Origin of the sequence: Arthrobacter sp. NA-172, assembly GCF_043952055.1 — a bacterium.
In the GTDB taxonomy this organism is placed as follows: Bacteria; Actinomycetota; Actinomycetes; order Actinomycetales; family Micrococcaceae; genus Arthrobacter.
On sequence record NZ_JBINOT010000003.1, the window covers coordinates 1,022,327 to 1,042,091 of the forward strand.

12 protein-coding genes are annotated in these 19,765 nt (G+C 61.9%); 11 read left to right on the top strand and 1 reads right to left on the bottom strand.

Features of this window, described 5'->3' with window-relative positions:
- Window positions 1-233: 233 nt before the first annotated feature.
- From ACF0H6_RS18905 to ACF0H6_RS18945, 9 genes are all read left to right on the top strand, one after another.
- Window positions 234-2,954, top strand: a complete 2,721-nt coding sequence (locus tag ACF0H6_RS18905; RefSeq protein ID WP_395251004.1) for a LuxR C-terminal-related transcriptional regulator — start codon at window positions 234-236, stop codon at window positions 2,952-2,954.
- Window positions 2,932-3,555, top strand: a complete 624-nt coding sequence (locus tag ACF0H6_RS18910) for an AAA family ATPase (RefSeq protein ID WP_395251005.1) — start codon at window positions 2,932-2,934, stop codon at window positions 3,553-3,555. Before ACF0H6_RS18905 ends, ACF0H6_RS18910 begins: the two co-directional genes overlap by 23 nt.
- A gap of 288 nt (window positions 3,556-3,843) precedes the next feature.
- Window positions 3,844-5,688 carry a response regulator transcription factor gene (locus tag ACF0H6_RS18915; protein WP_395251006.1) on the top strand — a complete coding sequence of 615 codons (1,845 nt, stop codon included), beginning with the start codon at window positions 3,844-3,846 and terminating at the stop codon, window positions 5,686-5,688.
- A gap of 354 nt (window positions 5,689-6,042) precedes the next feature.
- Window positions 6,043-8,688 carry a LuxR C-terminal-related transcriptional regulator gene (locus ACF0H6_RS18920; RefSeq protein WP_395251007.1) on the top strand — a complete coding sequence of 882 codons (2,646 nt, stop codon included), beginning with the start codon at window positions 6,043-6,045 and terminating at the stop codon, window positions 8,686-8,688.
- Entirely contained in the window at window positions 8,685-11,366 is a 2,682-nt protein-coding gene (locus tag ACF0H6_RS18925) for a LuxR C-terminal-related transcriptional regulator (RefSeq protein ID WP_395251008.1), read from the top strand. The genes ACF0H6_RS18920 and ACF0H6_RS18925 overlap by 4 nt, the downstream gene beginning before the upstream one ends.
- Window positions 11,367-11,882: 516 nt before the next feature.
- A complete protein-coding gene (locus tag ACF0H6_RS18930; protein ID WP_395251009.1) occupies window positions 11,883-13,268 on the top strand; it encodes a nucleotide sugar dehydrogenase in 1,386 nt (461 codons plus the stop codon).
- A gap of 31 nt (window positions 13,269-13,299) precedes the next feature.
- On the top strand, window positions 13,300-14,304 hold the full coding sequence (locus ACF0H6_RS18935; RefSeq protein ID WP_395251010.1) for a dTDP-glucose 4,6-dehydratase: 1,005 nt from the start codon (window positions 13,300-13,302) through the stop codon (window positions 14,302-14,304).
- Between the two features lie 121 nt (window positions 14,305-14,425).
- On the top strand, window positions 14,426-14,734 hold the full coding sequence (locus tag ACF0H6_RS18940) for a hypothetical protein (protein WP_395251011.1): 309 nt from the start codon (window positions 14,426-14,428) through the stop codon (window positions 14,732-14,734).
- Window positions 14,735-14,765: 31 nt separating this feature from the next.
- Window positions 14,766-15,209 (top strand): hypothetical protein, encoded by a 444-nt coding sequence (locus ACF0H6_RS18945; protein WP_395251012.1) that lies wholly within the window; start codon window positions 14,766-14,768, stop codon window positions 15,207-15,209.
- Window positions 15,210-15,356: 147 nt separating this feature from the next.
- Here the strand turns inward: ACF0H6_RS18945 and ACF0H6_RS18950 are convergent, their stop codons facing one another.
- The gene (locus ACF0H6_RS18950; protein WP_395251013.1) at window positions 15,357-16,415 is read right to left on the bottom strand and encodes a chitinase; all 1,059 of its coding nucleotides are present in this window, start codon (window positions 16,413-16,415) and stop codon (window positions 15,357-15,359) included.
- A 657-nt stretch (window positions 16,416-17,072) separates the two neighbouring features.
- Here ACF0H6_RS18950 and ACF0H6_RS18955 point away from each other — a divergent pair.
- Window positions 17,073-18,485 carry a polysaccharide deacetylase family protein gene (locus ACF0H6_RS18955; RefSeq protein WP_395251014.1) on the top strand — a complete coding sequence of 471 codons (1,413 nt, stop codon included), beginning with the start codon at window positions 17,073-17,075 and terminating at the stop codon, window positions 18,483-18,485.
- A gap of 191 nt (window positions 18,486-18,676) precedes the next feature.
- Entirely contained in the window at window positions 18,677-19,639 is a 963-nt protein-coding gene (locus ACF0H6_RS18960) for a glycosyltransferase family 2 protein (RefSeq protein ID WP_395251015.1), read from the top strand.
- Window positions 19,640-19,765 lie beyond the last annotated feature (126 nt).

A 19,765-nucleotide genomic window follows, 5' to 3' on the forward strand; every position in this document is an offset into this window, starting at 1 on the left:
CATCGCACCGGCGACTAGGACGCGTGCGTGGGAATCAGCGTGCGCAGGTGATCCGTGCGCACCCAATTCACTTGTTAACAAGTACCCTGGTGGTTCGCTAGCTGACTAATTGATTCAGGCGGATCGCTATGATATTTTGCAAATCACTGCTGGGGCTGAACAGGAAATACCGCAAAGCACATGACCCGCTGAACGTCACGTCCGCCAAAGCGACGAAGGTAGCGTGATCTACATTGCGAGCAACACCGGAAACTGACGTAGGGCGACCCCCAACGGAGCGGCAAGCGCTGGGGTCTGCAGAACGCCGGAAATGGTCGTCGCTGGTCCGGCAGGATCTCCAGAACACGGTAATTGACGCGCTTGGCGATCAGTCTTTGTACGGGGTGGTGGTGGTCGGCCCACCCGGCGTCGGCAAAGCGACATTTGCCCGTTCAGTAGAGGCCCGGATCACTCCAAATACCCACGTACTCCACGTGCACGGTTCCGCTGACGTCACAACTCCCTTTGGTGCAATGGCCCACCTGGTGGCCAGGTTGCCGGCGGATGCTGCAAATTCCCCTGGCGCGATCATCCACGGCATATCGCAACTGATAACTTCAGATGCCGCGGGACGCGAAGTGCTGTTGATGCTTTCGGAAATTCCCGGTTTGGACAGCATGAGCACGGCTGTTTTGGTGCACTTGTTAATTAGTGGCACGGCAAGAGTCCTCGTCACGGTCCGTCAACCTACTGATATGCCCGAAGACCTGATCAGGCTGCTGAAGGACGGCCTTCTTCAAGAGGTTCAGCTTCAGGTCTTTTCCCGGGCGGAAGTGGCCAAGTTGCTCGCTGGTGTGCTTGGAAAGCGAGTGACAGCGACGGCCGCAAGCGCATTGCATGCTTCAAGTGGCGGGAATCCCTTGGTCCTTCAAGCAATCGTCACGGAGCAGCTCCGCTCAGGAAACCTTCATCTGGCCGGGCAGGTTTGGGCGGTGAAAGGCGAAATCCACCTTTCATCGGCGGAAGTTCTGACCGACCTGGTCCGTTCTCGACTGGCGCGGGAGAGCCCCTCGATCAGGGAGGCGCTGGAGCTGCTTGCCCTTATTAGAACCGCCCCGCTCTCCGTGCTGTTGGATGTCCTCGAACCTGAAGTGGTTGCGGAGATGGAGTGGTCCGGTTACCTCCGCATCGAGCCGTCTGGTGCCCGCCGGGTGGCCCTGCGCGATGAGTACATGGGGGAGGTCATTCGAGGTTGGATGGACCTGCCCCGGCGAAACGAGCTCCGGAGTCTCGCCGCAGGGGTCATTGGCGGCATGACCCGTGACCTGGACGCCGAGGCCCTCTTGGGATTCGCTTCCTCGACGCTGAACTGCCGCGAACCGCTGGAACCCGCGGTGGCCCTGGCCGCTGCGGCGGCCGCCAACAAGCAATTCGATCCGTGGTTCGCTTTGGAGTGCGCCCGGCAGATCACGCGGGAAGACAAAGAGTGGGTTGCAGCCGCTCAGCAACGATGCGTTTCGCATGTCATTCTTGCCGAGCACGAGGCTGCAGTCGCCGCTTTGGAGGATGTGACTCCCGAGCAACTTCGGCGCCTGCCGGCGTACGACTATGCGGACTACATCCAGGAGTTCTGCAGCGCCCTGTTATGGGTTCCTGGTGGGCACATTCAGGTGCCGGGCGTGCTCGCCAAGGCCCAGGAGGAACTTGCTCGCCGGGCAAGCGAAAGTGCCACTGATGCAGCCGACCTCGAACGGGCAGGCGGAATGCTCAGGCTCGCCAGTTTTGAGCTTCACGTCCATCAGGGGGAGTATTCCGAGGTTGCCGAGGCCCTCGAACACGAGTACAGGGACGGCAGCGACCTTCAACAGAGGTTGAGCTGCGGGAGCCTGCTGACGATGGCGTGGGCAGTACTTGGCAGGGAAATGGAAGCAATCGAGCTTGCGCGTGAGCTGAGGCTCAAGATACAACGGGCCAAAGCTCAGCCGCGGCTACACAACTGGTTGTCCGAAGGCCTGTTTGCCGCCCTGCTTTGCAGTGGCCAGTGGGAAGAGCTGGCGCGAATGCTCACGGCTACCCTCGATCAGCAGCCGAAGAACATCCACTACCTGGGTGGAGCGGCAGAGCTTGCCCTGGGCGTTGCCTACACCTACGCCGGACGGGCCGCTGTGGCGATTGACACCCTGCTGGGGGCCCAAGCGCAGTTGGAGATCAGGCGCAACTACTATGGACCCGCCCTGGCCTACTCCGCCCTTGCCTTTGCTTATGCGCAGGCCGGCGACGTGAAGGAATCCCGGACGTTCCTTGAACTGGCGGAAAATGGGCAAGAGGAAACGGCGTGGTTTCCCGCATGGATGGCCGAATTTTGCGTCAAAATGGCACGACGGTGGTTGAAGGATCCAGGGGCGAAGCAGGGCCTCATCGAGTCGGCCACCCGGGACCTGGCGAAAGGACGGACCACGACGGCATCCATCAGTCTCTTTGGAGCCACCGTGCACGGGACCGACGAAGAGCTGCTGCTCCTGGAGCAAGTCTCGTCGCGCCGCCAAGGCAAGATGGCGGCCGTGAACCGAATGGTGGCTGAAGGTAGCCGCAAGAAGCAAGCGAAGACTCTTCTGCTTGCCGCCTCCGTTGCCCAGGAACTGAAGTTGGATGCCGTAGAGTCGCGCTGCGCCGTGCTGGCACTGGATATCGCCCGGGAAGCCAGCGATTCGGCGTCGGCCAGGTTGGCCCAGCAACGGCTGGACCGCTTGGTGGGCACCGTTCCGGTGCTGCCCCTGACACCGCATACTTTCGGACCCGAACTGACCGAAAGGGAGCGGCAGGTTGCAAAGATGGCCAGTCAGGGGTTGAGTAACAAAGAGGTAGCCAACCAGCTGCAAGTTTCCGTCCGCACGGTCGAAGGCCACCTGTATCAAATCTTTACAAAAATGGGAATCTCATCGAGGAGCGAGCTTGAAGGAACCGCGCAGGCATGACAACGCTGCCGTGGTGCATGGTTCTGTCGGAGAAAGCAGTACGAGACGGCCTGAGCAGTGGCTCGACTACGGGCATTTGCTTCCGGGAATTACGGCTGCAATCCGTGCGGATGACTGTTCGGCTGTCTTCATCGTGGGCGATTCCGGGCTCGGCGCGTCCACCCTTTTAGCTCAATTGGCCGCGGTCTTTGGTGCGGACCTTGCGGTAGTCCCGATTCATGGAAGTCCTTCACTTACTGCCGTCCCGTATGGAGTGTTGGCCCCCTATCTTTCGCAACTTTCCGTCGCCGACATTTCCTCCCGGGTCGCGGTGCTTCGCGCGCTGTGGGATCACCTTGAGAGCGTCCGCATCGGCACCGGACCAGCGTTGCTCCTGGTAGATGACGCGCATTACTTGGACGATGCCACGTGCGCGATGCTGACCGAGCTCGTGCAGGCCGGGTGGGTGAAAGTCGTGGCCGCTTGCGTCCCGCGGCCCGGAGTTCCCGCACCGCTCTTGCGCTTGTGGCACGAGGGAACTGCCGAGTGGTTTGACTTGGAGCCGCTGACAGCCGCTCAAGGCCACGAATTGTGCGAAGCATTGCTGGGGGAATCGTCCTGAACAGCACCAGCCATGGATTCTGGACAGAGGCCGGCGGCAACACCCTGCTTCTGAAGACCCTAGTCCGGGAGGCAGAGAGTTCAGGGAGCCTTGTCCAGCGGCACGGGGTGTGGCTCAAGACGGCCGCAAACCCCGTGCATACGTTGAAGCTGGAAGCCGTGGTCAAGCTGCAGCTGATGCGCATTTCTGCCGCGGGCAGGGATGCACTGAGCTTGATTGCGTTGGCTGAGCCGGTGGACGAGGGGCTGGTCACCGTTGTCGCGGGAGAACCCGCAGTCCAGGAAGCTCTTGGACCAGCATTTGATCAAGCCCGCAGGCAACGGGTTGCCAAGCCTCCGGCTCGTCAATCCGGTCTACGGAGAGGTGCTTCGCAGCATCGTCCCCGCTGCCCAGAGCCTGCAATTGCACAGGCAACTGATATCCAGGATGGATGTCCTGGAGGACAATCCTGATTCCCTTCTGCGGATGGTGACGTGGTCCCTTGACTGCGGGGCGGACGTGCCGGACCGGCTCTTGATCCGCGCCGCAGTCCTTGCCGGGAGGCTCCTGCAGAGCCACACTGCATTGCGCATGGCGGCCGCGGTGCAGGAAGTGCAGTGGCAAGCGATTGCCCAGGCTGTTATGGCCCGCTCGTACTTCAATCTTGGCCGGCGCGAAGAGGCGGCGGCAGTCCTGACCCAGGAAACATTGGACGACGCCGGACCTTCCCACGTAGTCTTCGGCAGCCTGCTACGAGCTGTCACGCGCGCCGCTGTAGGCGAACCGGCCTCCCTGATCCTGGCCGACGCCGAAGCACTCCAAGAGTGGCGCGGACAGTTGCCCGGCCTCGAGGGGCAAGAAACGCCGGATGCGAAAACCGAGGTACCGCTCGCCGTCACCCTGATGGGCCTCATTGCCGCTTCCTTGCAGGGCGAGTACGGGCGCATGGGCGCTGAGGCGGAAAGCGTGCTGGAGCAGCTTGGATCAGTGGAAGGTCCTTCGGCGGCACTGTTCAAGGCTTTGGCACTGTCCCTGAAATCAGAGAGGCTATGCGCCCAGGGTTTCGCAGGCCAAGGAAAGCTGCTGGCATTGGAGGCTGCCTCCTTGGCCCAGCCCCAAGAGAACGACGTATTCTTCCTTCCCGAGTTCATCGCTGCCCGCCATGTCATCTGCACGTTGGCTACCGGTGCGTGGGCCGATGCGCAAGAGTTCCTCGACAACTACTACGAATCGTCAGGCATCGCCATGACCTCGTTCGGCGGCGCGGCCTACGTAGTGCTCGGCTACATCGCGATCAGGCAAGGAAAGTCCGGCGACGCCCTGCCGCTGCTGACCGCCGGACTGGAAGCCCTGCGGGACAGCGACCCTCAAAATCTTTTTGGACTGTGTGCGGCCCTGGCCTTTTATGCAGCAGCCAGCACCGGGTTTTCCGAAGCTGAAAGGTTCCGGGCGGACTACAAGGCATGGGGGCAACACGGCATGCATCTTCTCTCGGCCCAGGCCAGCAACTTTTTCGAAGCCGCGATTGAACTCCTCAAGGGTGACGGATCCGGCGTCGAGGCGTTGTACCGCAACGCCGACGATGCCGCGAAAGAGAACGCCACCTTCTTGGAATTGCATGCCCTGGAGCTTGCGCTTGGCCTGGGAGACACCAGCAGGCTGGACCGGTTTTGTGAAGTTGCTGCCGCAACGGAAGGCGAATGGGCCCAGGCTCTCGCTGAGTACGGGCTTGCGCTCAAATTCGGGGATGCTGCCCGGCATTTATCCGCGGGGGAGAAGCTCTACGCGGCCTCTGTCTACCACCTGGCCGCGAAGGCTTTCGGCTCGGCCCTCGGAGCCCCGGATCGAAGCCGAACGAAGGAACTCACCGCCCTGGCAAGGGCAGGGCTGGCCCGCTGCAACGAAGAACTAGGGCACGGCAGCGAGGAATCGCAGCATGAGTCGGTCGCTCCAAGGCTGACCAAGCGGGAATGGGACATCGTTAACCTTGCCGTCCATGGCCTCAGCGACCGGCAGATCGCGGACACCTTGCTCATCTCCGTCCGCACGGTCGAAGGACACTTGTACCGGTGCTACTCGAAATTGGGGATCACGGGCCGGGACGAACTTGCCGGTGCCGCGGCGGTCGCGCAGGGAACGTCCGCGAACAGCTGAACTTCAGGTGCAGCTGAACTCCGGGAGCGGAACACGGCAGTAGCAGCGCACGCTCGATGTGAAGAAACGCCACTGCCACCGCCGAGTAGCCACCACCCTTGGTAGGGGTACTCACACCCGCATACGAGTACCGGGCACGAGGAAAGTCGAGTACTCACTACTGGTGTAGCGCTGACGCCTAGCTGGTTAATTGGGGGGTGTCACACTCGATCACTGGGGGTCTCGCTCATGTTGACAACAGGCAGTGCATCTACGGTCCATGCTGTTCGGTCCGGGGGCGGGGCCCGGTACCAGGCATTCGACGGGTCTTCGGCTTCATCTTCACCTGAAGGCGAGGTCAAGTCGGTAATTTCGATGGCGTGGCCGCCGATTGGGCCCAGGGCCGCTGTTGAGGACATTGCACTTGCCATACAGGCTTCCACGGGAGGCGTACTCGTCACGGGGCCGTCGGGGAGTGGCAAAAGCTACTTGACCACTCGCGCGGTGAACGAAATACGCGGGCAGTCATTCGTCGTCGTCATCCGCGGCAGCGCAGCGCTGGCGAGATCACCGTACGGCGCACTCAATATTCTCTTGAGCGACCTTGACCCGGGGTATCTGGCCCATCCCGTCCTCGTGTTGTCAGCGCTCACCGCACTGCTCCGTGAGCGCGCTGAGGGAAAACCGGTGTACCTGGTCATTGAAAATGCGTCCGAGCTTGACGAGCTGGCCGCGATGACGGTGGCCCAACTCGCGCGGAACGGAACCGCGCAGCTTGTCCTGACCTGCACCGACCCGCAGCGTCTCTGTGGCGAGATCACGCGGCTCTGCGGTGATGGCTTCCTGAACCGGATCGACCTCAAACCACTGACGTTTCAGGAGACCCATGCCTGGCTCGAGGCGGGGCTGGGGGCAAAGGTCTCGCCATCGGGGGCCCATGCGCTGTGGGCAGCCAGCGGGGGAAACCCCCATTACCTCAAGATGCTCGCGGCCGAGCTTGCCGAATCGGGTGCGCTCCGGAATAGCGGCGGCGTCTGGGTCCTGACTTCGCGGAGCGAACTGCACGGCCGGGCGATCACGGATCTCATCACCACCCGGCTTGGCCGGATGAGCGGTGGCGAACGGAAAGTCCTCGAGATCCTCTCACTTGCCAAAACGGTGCCCCTGGAATCGTTGCTGGCGCTCGCATCCCCGGACGATGTTGATTCCCTCGAGAAGAGGGGCGTCCTTGTAGTCGACGATTCGCTGCCCAGGATGGCCCGGCTGCAAAGCCAACTTGTAGGTGACGTGGTCCGGGCAAACGTTCCGCCCGGCCGAAGCAACGAACTTCGGGACATATTGACAGGGGCGACCCATCCGTCCCTCGGCCAATCTTCGATGCGGCTCTCCATGGCTGCCTGGGCGCTGGACTGCGGGGCCAAACTTAGCAGGGAAGAAACGCTTGAAGCCGCCGCGATAGCGAACCGGCAACTTGATGCGCAGCTGGCCCTGCGCCTTGTCCGGTCGCTTCCAAGCCACTCCACGATCTCCGGCGCAGTCGCCGAAGAAGCCCGGGCGTTGATGACCCTGGGTGACGTTATGGGGGCCCAAAAGGTTCTGAGGCTTCATCTTGAAGGACCCGGTGAAGAAGCTGCCCTTTCCGAATGGGTCCGGCTGAAGCTGGCCGAAAGTTCGGTCCTCCTGGCCCGGCCCGAAACGACGGCCCAAGCCTGCGAGACACTGGCAAACGTTCGACGGCGGGTGGAGGAGGAAGGCGAAGGGCGGGACATCCCCGGGATTCGGGAGGACCTGGTTCTGGCCGAATCGCAGGCAGCCAGTTATTCCGGCTCGTACGCTGAGATGGCCGCACGGCTGGAGGAAGTACTCCAGGACTTCCAGGCCCACGGAGTGGAGTTTCGCCTCCTTGCCGGAAGCTGGCTGTGCGAGGCCTGGGCCCTGACCGGTCGGCAAACCGAAGCGGCGGACATGGCCGAACAACTGATGGCCGGCTGCCACGATCCTGCCGTTTCGGTGGCGGCAGCCCGGCGCGCAACATCGCGCCTGAGGTTCGCCTTCGTCCTTGCCGGAAGGTGGGACAAGGCCGATGAAATGGTGCAGCCGGACGACGACGTCCTGATCTCCACCGTCGAAGCACTCCCCACGGCTATTGACCTTCCGAAGGCGATCTTCCGTTGCCTCCAAGGACGTGGACAAGACGGTTTGGAAGCGCTTATTCCCGTCATCAGCCAGCTGAGGGTCCAGGACAACGAGGGCATGTTGGACATCGCCTGTGCCGCAGCGGCCTATGCCTCGGCACTGCAAGGTGAGGAGGATCAGGCCTTGGCCTACCTGCAGGAAGCGTCCACGCAGCAGCGCCGGCCGACATGGCGGAAGGCACGGACGCAGAAGTACCTCACGGCACTGGCCCACGAGCGTCTCCAAAGCCCGGAAGCCGCCGTCGAGGATCTCCTCCGCCTGGCCGACGCCGACCGTGCGGAGGGCGCCCCGGGCCACGAGATATTTTGCCTCAGTTCGGCCATCCGGCTCGGTGCGGTGACGGCCGCTCCCAGGCTGCTGGACTCGGCACTCAGGTGCCAGGGAAAATTCGCCGAACTGTGCGCCGCGTACGCACGGGCGGTGATATCGGGTAGCGCCGAGCTTCTTCTCGAAGCGGCACGGTTGGCCGAAGACATGGAGAACGACAGGTTCGCCTTCGACATCGCCGAGACCGTGCTGCATCAGGAACAGCTCCAGTTGGACAAGACGGTTCTCAGGAAGGCGCGGCAGCTCGCGGAGACCTGCCGGCAGCGCCTGCGCACTCCGCAAAGCGGCAACCAAGAGGGACTGAGACTCACCGCCCGCGAGATGGAGATTGCGAAGCTGGCGGCGAGACGGGAAAGCAACAAGGGTATTGCCGCCAAGCTGCACGTTTCGGTACGCACGGTGGAGGGTCATCTGTACCAGACCTTCGGCAAGCTGAAGATCGTGGAACGCTCGGAGCTGAGCTTTGCCCTTGGTAGCGTCGAAGGCGGTGCGCAATGACCGAGGTGGTCTCCACGGAAGAGCTGGTGGGAAGATTCAGCGTCATGGCCGCCGTCGTGGACTGCCTCCTCGATGCGAACGGCCCCGGGGTCCTGCTGTTCGGTGACGCGGGGATCGGCAAGACGGCACTGATTAACGAAGTGATCCATGAGCTGGGGCATCGAGTCCGTCCTTTCCGGGTCTTTGCCGGCCCGACTCTGGCCTCGGTTCCGTTCGCAGCATTGGCTCCTTTGCTGACGGCCTTGACCCCGGTCCAGATCAATGAACCGTTGTCAGTCCTCCGGGCCGTAGTAGCAGCGCTGAACCCGGCAGGGCAGCCCCATCCAGCACCAGCCGTGCTGATTGTGGAAGACGCACATCACATCGATGACAGCAGCGTGGCAGTCTTGGCGCAATTGGCGGCGGCGGAAGCGGCCAAAGTCGTGTTCTTGTGCCGTCCGTACCCTGCGCCGCCGGCGGAGGTATTCTCCATGTGGTCCGAAGGGCTCGTGGACCGATTCGATCTTCAGCCGCTCACCGAGCAGGACGTCAATCAACTTTGCGCCCAGGCCTTGGGTGCCCCGGTGGTACAGAGCACCAGTGCGGTCCTCTGCAAGTACTCGAGCGGGAACCCGATGTTCCTGCTGGAGCTCATTGAGCACGCCAAGTCGCTGGGCCAGTTGATTTGCCGCAACGACGCCTGGATGCTGTCGGGGGAGCTGCGGGGAACCAGTGTGCGTTTGATGGACCTCGTGAGGAACCAGATCCTCCTTTTGGGACCCCGGCAGCGGGAGACCTTGGAGACCGTGGCATTGGCAGAGCCAGTCCCGCTGAATGTGGTGCAACAAGCCAGCGACTCCGACGCGGTGGACGAACTGCAAGAGCTCCATTTCATCGAGATCGCCGCCGATCCCGCGCGGCACGTCCGGCTGGCCCAGCCGCTGGTGGGCGAAGTGATCCGCCAATTGGTTCCGACGGCCCACAGCATGACTATCCGACGCCGCATCGTGGCGCTGATGGAGGCCAAGCCGCAGACCATGGACGGGCTTCTGCGCTACGTCTCCTGGGGATTGGAATCAGGTACCGACGTACAAGACGCCGACATCCTAGAAGCAGCGCAGCTGGCCAACCGGCTGTTTATCCCGAGCTACGTGGAGCGGGTTGCCGGAGCGATCAGGGATCCGTCCCTGAGATTGGCCGCCCAGGTGGAGGTGGCGCGGGCTAAATGGTACCGGGGCGACATCAGGGGATCGGTGTCCTCCCTTGCCGGGGTGGTGGACAGAACCGGCGATCCCCGGACGGTCAGGCAGGCATCGATGTTGGCAGCCCAGCTTGCAGGGCGCCAAGGCGTCGGACCGAACGCCATTAAACAGGCGGCCTACGAATGGGAAGCGGCCCTTGCCAGGCTCGCAGAGTCGCCGCTGGGGATCGACCCGCGTGAACTGGAGCGCGGGAGGCTGGGAAGCCGGCTTCTTTCGCTCGAAGGCCTCCAGGCGGAGGGTCACTATGTCGAAACAGAGCGCGAGCTCCGGCAGATCTGGAAAGAAACGGACGACGACGAGTCCCGACTGGTCGCGGGGACCCTGCTCGCGGAGGCCATGGCGGTCACGGGACGGCCGGTCTCTGCACTTCAGATCCTCATGGGGATCCAGGAGATGGTGGCGGAGAGCGGTGATTGGAGCCTCCAGTACGCAGGCTTTGTCATGCGCAGCTACATTCTTGCTCTGCAACATGCAGGTGAGTTCGGCGTTCTTGAGGCGTTCCTGAGGAACCATATTTCGCAAGCACCGAACTCCCTGATCTATTCGGGCGGGATGCTCCATTTGGCAGCAGGAATGGTGGACTTGCGCAGGGGAGACTTGGGCGTGGCGCTGCCACGGCTTCGCCAGGCCGTCAGCATGCTGCGGGTCTCGGATATGGGAAGCGACTTGCCCGACGCCGTTGCTGCCGCCGCCTACGCGGCCTCGATCCTGAAACGCCGGGACACCGCCATGACGTACTCCAGCGAGTACGACGCATTGCTCCGGGAAGGCGTGCATCCATCTTTGCTTGCCCAGGGCCATGCTGCAGTTGTCAGGGCGGAACAGACCGGATCACAGGCAGCGATCGCGAGACTCATGTCGATTGCGGATTCTGCTGCCGCAGACGGAGCGATCGGCGCTGAGATCGACATCCTGACGTTGGTCCTGAGACTGGGAGACACAAGTGTGGCACGCCGGCTGATCGCGGTCGCCGAGGGGAGCGAAGGCCGCACTGCGGAGTTTGCCTTGAGCGTCGGGTTGGCCTTGTCGCACAAAGACGCCGATCGCCTCATTCAACTGAGCGATACAGCAGCAAAGGAAGGCTTGGAACTGGCCGCCACCGATTGTGCCAGCCAAGCCCTGCGAATCCTGGAAAGCAGGGGGGACAAGGCTCGGCAGCTCGAGGGACAGCGGCTTCTCAAGCGCCGCACCGCAGCCTTGGACAAAGCAGGACCGGTTCTGGAAGGGGGCTCGCCGGACCTGCAGAAGCTCACCAGGCGAGAACAGGAAATCGCAAACCTCGTTCAGTACGGCTCAAGCAACAAGGACATTGCGATGAGTCTGGGCCTTTCATTGCGCACCGTCGAAGGCCACCTGTACCGGATGTTCGCCAAGCTTGGCATTAGCCACCGGGAAGATCTGATGAACGGCACCCACGGCATGGAAAGCCTGGGCTAGCAGCACCGAAACCGGGTTACCCGGCGCCTTGGGCGCGGGGCCCTTCGTCGTCTCCTTTGCGCCGTCGTGCGGGGTTCCCTTCGTCGTCTCCTTGCGCCGTCGTGCGCCTGATTCAAGGGTGCAGGGACCAAAAACGAGTACTAAATCGAGTGGTTGAAAGCCCGTGGACGGGTAGTCAATGGCCTCGGAAGGGACCGCGCATCCAAAGACGGGTAGAGCCCACTCGCGCCCGCCCTAGGGGTTGGTTAATACGCTTTTCTTGATGGCAACCGCCTCTCAATTGGGGATAAGTGAGTCTCAAATGAAACGCAGGAAGAATTCTTTGCTAGAGGAAAGCCAACCGGCAGTCCGGCGAGAAATCAGCTCCAATGCGAACGGTCTTCCGCATTATGCGGTTACCCCCACAAGCGAGCCGGCGGCGGGCGGTCACCTGCCCTCTGAGACCAGGGCACACCCCGCTTCGCCGCCGGCTTTTTTTCACACTGGAGTCAATAACCACCGGGAGGTCGACTGACCATGGCACCGAACACGAAGGTAAAGATCCTCAAGACAGAGCCCAGCGGGAGCTCACAGCCATTGCACACGCAAGCTCCTGCATGGCCGGAGGGCGCTGCAACAAGGACAACTATCCCGCAGGACCAGACCTTCACCTTCGACGTGGCGATCGTCGGCATGGGGTACGTAGGACTGCCTACTGCGCTGGCCATCAACGCCTCTGGCCGGCGTGTCCTGGGCCTGGACGTATCCGATGGCCGGCTGGCAGTGATCCGCGAGCAACGGGCGGATCTCCTCGATTCCGACAAGGAACGGCTCAGCAATGCCCTTCTGGACCCGACGTTCATGCTGAGCAGCGATCTGTCGTTGCTCGCTCACGCGGCCGCAGTAGTTGTCTGTGTTCCTACTCCGGTTGATGAGTACTTGGTGCCGGACCTCGGTATTCTCCGGGCGGCCTGTGCCTCCGTGGTCGATTTCGCCACCACGGGCCAGCTGTTGATGCTGACCTCCACAACGTATGTGGGGTCCACGCGTGACCTCCTTGCTTTGCCCTTGGCCGCGAAGGGGCTTATCCCCGGCCGGGACGTGTTCGTTGCATTTTCACCGGAACGCATCAACCCAGGCGTGGACTCGTTCTCGCACGAAGACGTTCCCCGGGTAGTCGGCGGCGTGACTGCGGCATGTGGCGAAGCTGCGGAACGCCTCCTGAGCGCCAGCACCAAGCTGGTTCACGTGGTCCCGTCCGCAGATGTCGCTGAAATGACCAAACTCGTGGAAAACACCTTCCGGGCCGTCAATATCGCCTTGGCGAACGAGTTCGCCGATATCTGCCACGAACTCAACATGGAGGTCATGGACGTTATCGACGCGGCGTCCACCAAACCCTACGGATTCATGCCGTTCACGCCTGGCCCCGGAGTAGGCGGACACTGCATCCCGTGCGACCCCCACTACTTGCTGTGGCAATTGCGCAAAGCCCGGTTGACGGCACCAGTGATAGAGCAAGCGATGGCCGGCATTGCAGGCAGGCCGCACCAGGTGGTGGAAAAGGCCCGGCGTATCCTCTCGGACCGCAACCACGGTGTATCCGGTGCCCGCGTCATGGTGCTTGGAGTTGCCTACAAGCCCGATGTCGAAGATCTTCGGGAATCCCCGGCTTTGGAGATCATTGCAGCCTTGATCGCTGACGGAGCGGAAGTTGCGTACTCCGATCCTTGGTGCCACACGGCGCCCGATGGCCATGGCGGCACCCTCCAATCCGAGCAGTCACCGGCTGACTGGGGTGCGGACCTAGTGATCCTGCACACGAGGCACAGCCGGATGGAGCTTGACTGGCTGGCCGGAGCACCAGCAGTCCTGGACACGACATACCGCTTGCCCAAAGCCGATAACGTAACCCGGCTCTAGACCACCAGGTTTTTCGACGGAAGCAGGAGTAATGAAAACAGCGATAACCGGCGGTGCCGGATTCATTGGAAGCCATCTAGTTGAGCACTTGCTCGCGGCCGGGGACGAAGTCGCGGTCCTGGACAACTTGTCGACAGGCCGCCTGGAGAACCTCAAAGGCGTGATCGGCCACAGGAACTTCCACTTTGTCGAGGGAACCATTCTCGATCGGGACGCAGTGGACAGAGTTGTGGCTGGCGCCGACAGGGTCTTCCACTTGGCGGCCGCCGTCGGCGTGAATCTGATCGTCGATCATCCACTGGAAAGCCTCCGCACGAATATCCACGGCACTGAAGTGGTCCTGGACGCAGTGCTGGAGTCGGGCGCGACGTTATTGTTGGCGTCAACAAGCGAGATCTATGGCAAGAACACCTCGGACAGCCTCTCTGAAGAAGCGGATCGCATCCTGGGATCCGCGCTCAAGTCACGGTGGACCTACGCCGCGGCCAAGGGCATTGACGAGGCATTTGCGCATGCTTACTGGCGCCAGTTCGGGCTGCCGGTTGCCATTGTGCGGCTCTTCAACACGGTCGGGCCGCGGCAGACGGGCCGGTACGGAATGGTTGTCCCGCGGCTTGTGCGTCAGGCGCTCATGGGTGAGCCTTTGACGGTGTATGGCGATGGCCATCAGACCAGATGCTTCTCCTACGTCGGTGACATCGTTCCCGCCATCACCCGCATTTCCGAGGAACCCCTTGCCTATGGGAATGCGTACAACCTCGGTGGCAGCTACGAGATTTCCATCCTGACGCTGGCCGAAAGGATAGTTGAACTCCTCGGTAGCGACAGTCCTGTCACCCTGATTCCTTACGAGCAGGCTTACTCGGAAGGATACGAAGACATGCGCCGGCGGGTTCCCGATAACAGCAAGTCCTTCGGCCTTGTCGGCTTCGCGCCGAAGACAACCCTGGATGAAATCATCCTGAACGTGGCTGCCGACTACAAGCCGGCAAAAGTCCTGGACCCCGCAGGCTGGAAGGTCACCTTGGCATCTTGAATGATAGGGCAGGATAGCCTACAGCTTAGGGACAGGCGGCCGGGCAAGTGGAGGATCCGCTCACCGGTCGCCTGTCCGTGTCCAAGGAACAATTGGCCGAACAATTTCCAGGAAGCACAATGTGAATCGCTCAGCATCCGGACCAGGGCGTCACGGCCGCGGCGGAGTGGCTGTACTTGCTGCCTTGACCCTGCTGACCGCAGCCTGCGGTGGACCATCACCCGCGCCGAGTCCCTCCCCATCAGCCACAACGGCCGGGAAATATCCCTGGCACACAGGGATCGTCTCCACCACCTTTTGGGTGGGGGAGATCTTTGACCCCAATGCCGCAGATGGCAGCCAAGTGACGTCCACTTACGATTCCCGGTGGATGCAGAGCTACGGAGGTTGCGACGGCCTGGTCGACGAATGGCTGCAAGACCGAGGCTAGAACGCAGGCCAAGGGATTTGCACCCACCAGCATGACTCCGAAGGAGAACCCCTTCTACCTGGATCTTCCCTATGACGACATTAACGATCCCACTGCCTTTGCGGAACGGGCCACTGTCATCCCCTGGGCCAACGATCCTGGCTTTGCTGGCAACGCGCAGAACCGTTCCTTCAGCTACATGAAGAACCAGTGGGTCCGGATCCGCAAGGGCGGCCGCGAGTGCTATGGACAGATCGAAGATGCCGGTCCCGGCCAGTACCACGACAAAAACTATGTTTTCGGCACGAATGACGCCCGCCCTGTCAACACAAAATTCAACGGGGCCGGCATGGACGTCTCACCGGCGCTCAACGGATGCCTCGGCTTCTCCGAGCTCGACGGCGAATCGGACAAGGTCGACTGGCAGTTCGTGCCAAGGGACCAGGTTCCTGCGGGACCGTGGATGAATATCGTCACGGTCAGCCAAGTGAAGTAGGACCGAGGAAAACAGGAGGTATTCATGAAGTGGTTCAAGAAGCTGTTTCGTCGCGGCAACGGCAGGCACCTCGCCCGCCCCGTCGAACCCAAAGCCCAGGACAGAAACGAGCGTCCCGGCCTGGCATGATCCCGCTGGGCGCTGGGCTCAGGGCAGCTTGCCTTGGAATCCCGCACTCAACAAATCAGAGAAGCGCTGGCTTCCTTGGTTGATGCCGCTGCATATGTGGCTGGCTGGATCTAACGGGGCGTCCTGGAGGCATGCCATGTCCCGGTTCAGCGACCACATCGAGACCCTTGTTACTCCCTTGCTGACGGCAAAGGAGTTCAACCCGCGCGCCGCGTCGAGGTCAAATACTTCGCCCGGGAGATCGTTCCGGCCGATCATGGGGGTCAACCCCATCTTCCTCCAGATTTGCTCGCTGCTGAGCGTCGTTCCGACACGCTGATAGATGATGCTGAGTTGCTCGTGGGTCGACTGGGCCGCCGAGATACCAGCGTCGAGCATGCTCTGCGATGAACTACGGCTTGAGCCATAGTTCATCGTCATGATGTTGACGCCGGCCACTTGGACGCCGGCGGCGAGCATCTGATCGACAGCCAAGGTCCCGGCGTCGGTCAATCCTTGCGGCGTGACCGGAAGCGTCAGCCAGACTGCAAGGGGGTGGCCTTCGTTGCTTCGCGACTTCTGGAGTGAGGCGACAGCTGCTGCGCGACGCTGCCACGCGGAGGTGTCGCCCAGATTGTTGCCTTCGACGTCAAAGTCGATGGTTCCAGGGTTGTACCGGTCCAGCACGGATTGATATGCCGTTTCGAGTTCCGCCACGTTCTGGCAAGAGTCAGCGAGTTCGCTGTTAATCGAGCCGCCGAATGAAACGGCGATCGCCCCACCGTTTGAGCGTAGCTTGGCAATCCGCTCGTCGAGCTTGAGCGAGGTCTTCGCAGCATCGAGACTGTAGGTGCTTCCCCATGTGGGCGTGCAGGCTTGCCCGGCCCCTGCCACGACGAACGCCAGCGTGACATTCTTGGTGCCGCCGCTCACGGGTGCCTCGAATGGGTACTGCGGGACCACGGTGACATCGACGTAGCCGGAAAACCAAGGTGGCTGGAGAGCGCCGTCTGCGTCCGTCGTCACCCGCCACGCGACAAAGCCACCGGCTCCCGCCACCACCAGGGCTGCGGCAATCCAAGCCCTTGTAAAAGACATGGGCTGGCGGCGGTGTCTCTTGGCTGGGCCGGACGGTCCTCGGACATTCCGCGTGTTTTCTGCCGCAACTGCAACCGAGGTGCCACTTCCCTGTTTCTTGGACACGCTCTTCCGCCATCCCTAAACTCCAACTGCCCGATGCACCATTTGACCATGAACACCCCGGATTCGCGCCTGCCAGCTCCTGGCGTTCGAGCAGGAGTTCGAGCTCGTGTTCGAGCTGGGGTTCGACGCCGGCGGCTTCGATAGGTGGCGCACGAGTAGTGGCGATGTTCGAAGGCCGGGTTTGAGTGAAAAGACGGGTAGAGCCTACTCGTGCCCGTGGTCGCCGGACTTCCTAGGCTGAGGGTGTCAGTTGGTTGACGGCAACGGGGGAAAGACAGGTCTCACAATGGAAAAGGACGCTCCGGTCCGAGCGGCATCAGAACGCGGCGGACATATCCGGGACGGCGTACGGCTCGAATTCGGGTCTGTCCCCGAGGGGCTCAGCCTTGTCCCTCCCAAAGATCCATCGCCAATTGACAGCGCTGCCTTACGGCAGCGAGCCCTCGCAGAGAGGGCCCCTGAGCGGGGGCCGGTGGTGAATAAGCCTTTGAGACCGAGGCTTCCCCCAGTCGCCACCGGCCCCTTCAGGAATCCGCACAGTAAGGGTTGGCGATGAGTTCCGGGGGGAAGGACTTCGCCGCTGGACCAGTCCGCACCTCGAGGAAGAGGGCAGGGCTGTGGGCCGCCACCTGGGTGTCGGTCTTGGTGCTCCTGACGGGCACCGCTACGCTGCTCAATGGAAACCAGAATTCGGCTGGCGGGTCCCAGCCGGCAAGCGCCACCCCTTCTGCAGCCCCTTTGTCATCCGTGAGCCTGACGTTTGATTCGGGCCGCGCCAGCCAGATGGAAGCCGCCCGGATCTTGAAAGACCATGGCCTCCGCGGCACCTTCTACATCGATTCAGGGTTTGTTGGGGCACCCGACTACATGACCATGGATAATCTCCACAGCTTGGCCGCGGACCAGAACGAAATCGGCGGCCACACAGTCACCCTCGCCGATCTCACGGCCGTGGAACCTGACGAAGCTTCGAGGCAGATCTGCAACGATCGGGTGAGCCTTACGAACTGGGGTTTCAAAGTGACGTCCTTCTCCTATCCGTTTGCGGCCTCGACGGCGGCGTCGGAGAACCTCGTCTCGGGATGCGGGTACAGCAGCGCCCGGGGCCTCGGCGAGATCCACAGCCCGGTTGACTGCCCGAGCTGTGCAGCGGCAGAGACGGTCCGGCCCGCGAACCTCTTCCGGACACGGGCCACATCAGAGGTGGGCAGCACCTGGACGTTGGCCGGCCTTCAGGCAACAGTGGAGCAGGGGGAAAAGGCTGGTGGATGGTTGCAGCTGACTTTCTACGACATTGACAACAGCGGCAGCCCCCGCTCCATCAGTCCCGCCCTGTTCGAACAGTTCGCCACGTGGCTGGCGGCCAGGACGGCACAGGGAACCATGGCTGTGCGTACCGTTCATGACGTGATCGGCGGAGTGTCAAAGCCCGTGGTCAACGGTCCCGCAGCCGCACCGGCAGCCCCGGGCAAGAACGCACTCCGCAATCCGGGACTGGAAATCGCTGGAAATTATGGCTTGCCGCAGTGCTGGCAGGTTGCCTCGTACGGCAAGAATTCAGCAGTGTTGAGCACTTTGAACCCGGGACACAGCGGAACGGTGGCACGTCGCCTGGACGTGAGCCAATACGCGTCCGGTGACGCAAAATTGATTCCCGTCCTCGATCTTGGAGCATGCGCCCCGAGCGTCACGGCGGGCCACACTTATTCGCTCCGTACGTGGTACCAGTCCACTGCGAAGACGCAATTTGAACTGTATTACCGTAACAAGCTGGGTACGTGGACCTATTGGACAGCGAGTCCCTGGTTTGCACCAAACACCAGCTACGAACATGCAATCTGGCAAACACCGCCGGTTCCCGCCGGAGCCGAAGCGATCAGTTTTGGCTTGAATCTCTTTAGCGATGGCCAGCTTGCTACCGATGATTACGAAATGTACGACACAGTGGGAGCTCCGTCGCCGTGATACTTCTTTCAATCGTTTTGGTTCTGGGGATCAGCACGATTTTCTGGTCGTGTGCCGGGCTCTTGCGCCTGGCCAGTGAGCAGTCGTGGCGGGTCCAGATATTGTTCCACCGAATCCGTGGATGGGGTTCTTTGCTGCGCCGGGGGGCGCCAGTCCAGCAACGCCAGCATGCCCGCCACCGTTCAGGAGGAGTGCGGATCAATCCGTCGAATGTGGCGGTCCTCGTAGCTGCCCATAACGAGGCGCTCGTGATCGAGGAGACGATCCTTGCCGCGTCCGCCTTGGTCCCTCGACGCAACATCCATGTCATTTCGGACATGTCCACTGACGACACCGCAGCCATTGCCCGGGCCGCCGGAGTGAAGGTCCTTGAACTTGAACCGAACCGAGGGAAGGCAGGCGCTCTGGCAGCGGGAATCGCCCACTTTGATCTGTGCAAGCGGTTCAAGGTGGTCATGCTCCTTGACGCGGACACACGCCCGACACCGGATTACCTCGAAACGGGGCTGCCGCTGTTTTCCGATCCCACCGTGGTGGCGGTGGCGGGACGCGCCAAGTCGATCATGAGCCCGGCGGCTCCAACGGCGATTGGCCGCTTCCTGGTGGCCTACCGGGAGCGCCTGTACATCGTGGTTCAACTGTTGCTCAAATACGGCCAAGCAGCCCGGGGCGCCAATGTTGTCTCCATCGTTCCGGGCTTTGCCAGCATGTACAGAACCAGCGCGCTCGCCGAGATCGAGGTCTTGGCACCGGGACTGGTGATCGAAGATTTCAATATGACCTTCGAAATCCACGCGAAAAAGCTGGGACGGATCGCGTTCCATCCAGGCGCCGCTGTTGCGTACACGCAAGATCCCGATAATTTGCAGGATTACGTCAAGCAGGTGCGGCGCTGGATCCTTGGCTTCTGGCAAACCGTCAGGCGGCACGGCCTGCAGTTCAGCAGATTCTGGTTCGTCTTGGCGCTGTACATCGTTGAGCTTGTTGCCAGCTGTATCTTCTTCGTTCTGCTGGTGCCGGCTTTCCTGCTATCGTCGATCGCCGCCGTCGAGGTTTGGATCCTGGGCAATCGATGGGATGTCTTCGTCTTCCTGTCCGGTGTACTGCGGCCCAGGACGTACTCATCGGCGTCTTCCTGCCGGATTTCGTCCTGACAATCCTTGCCGCCGTGTCGATGCGCCGGCCCCGCCTTCTGCTTTTGGCCCCGTTGTTTCCGCTGATGCGGATCCTGGATGCAGTCATTTGCCTCCAGGTATTGCCGCGGGCGTACTCGGCGAGTT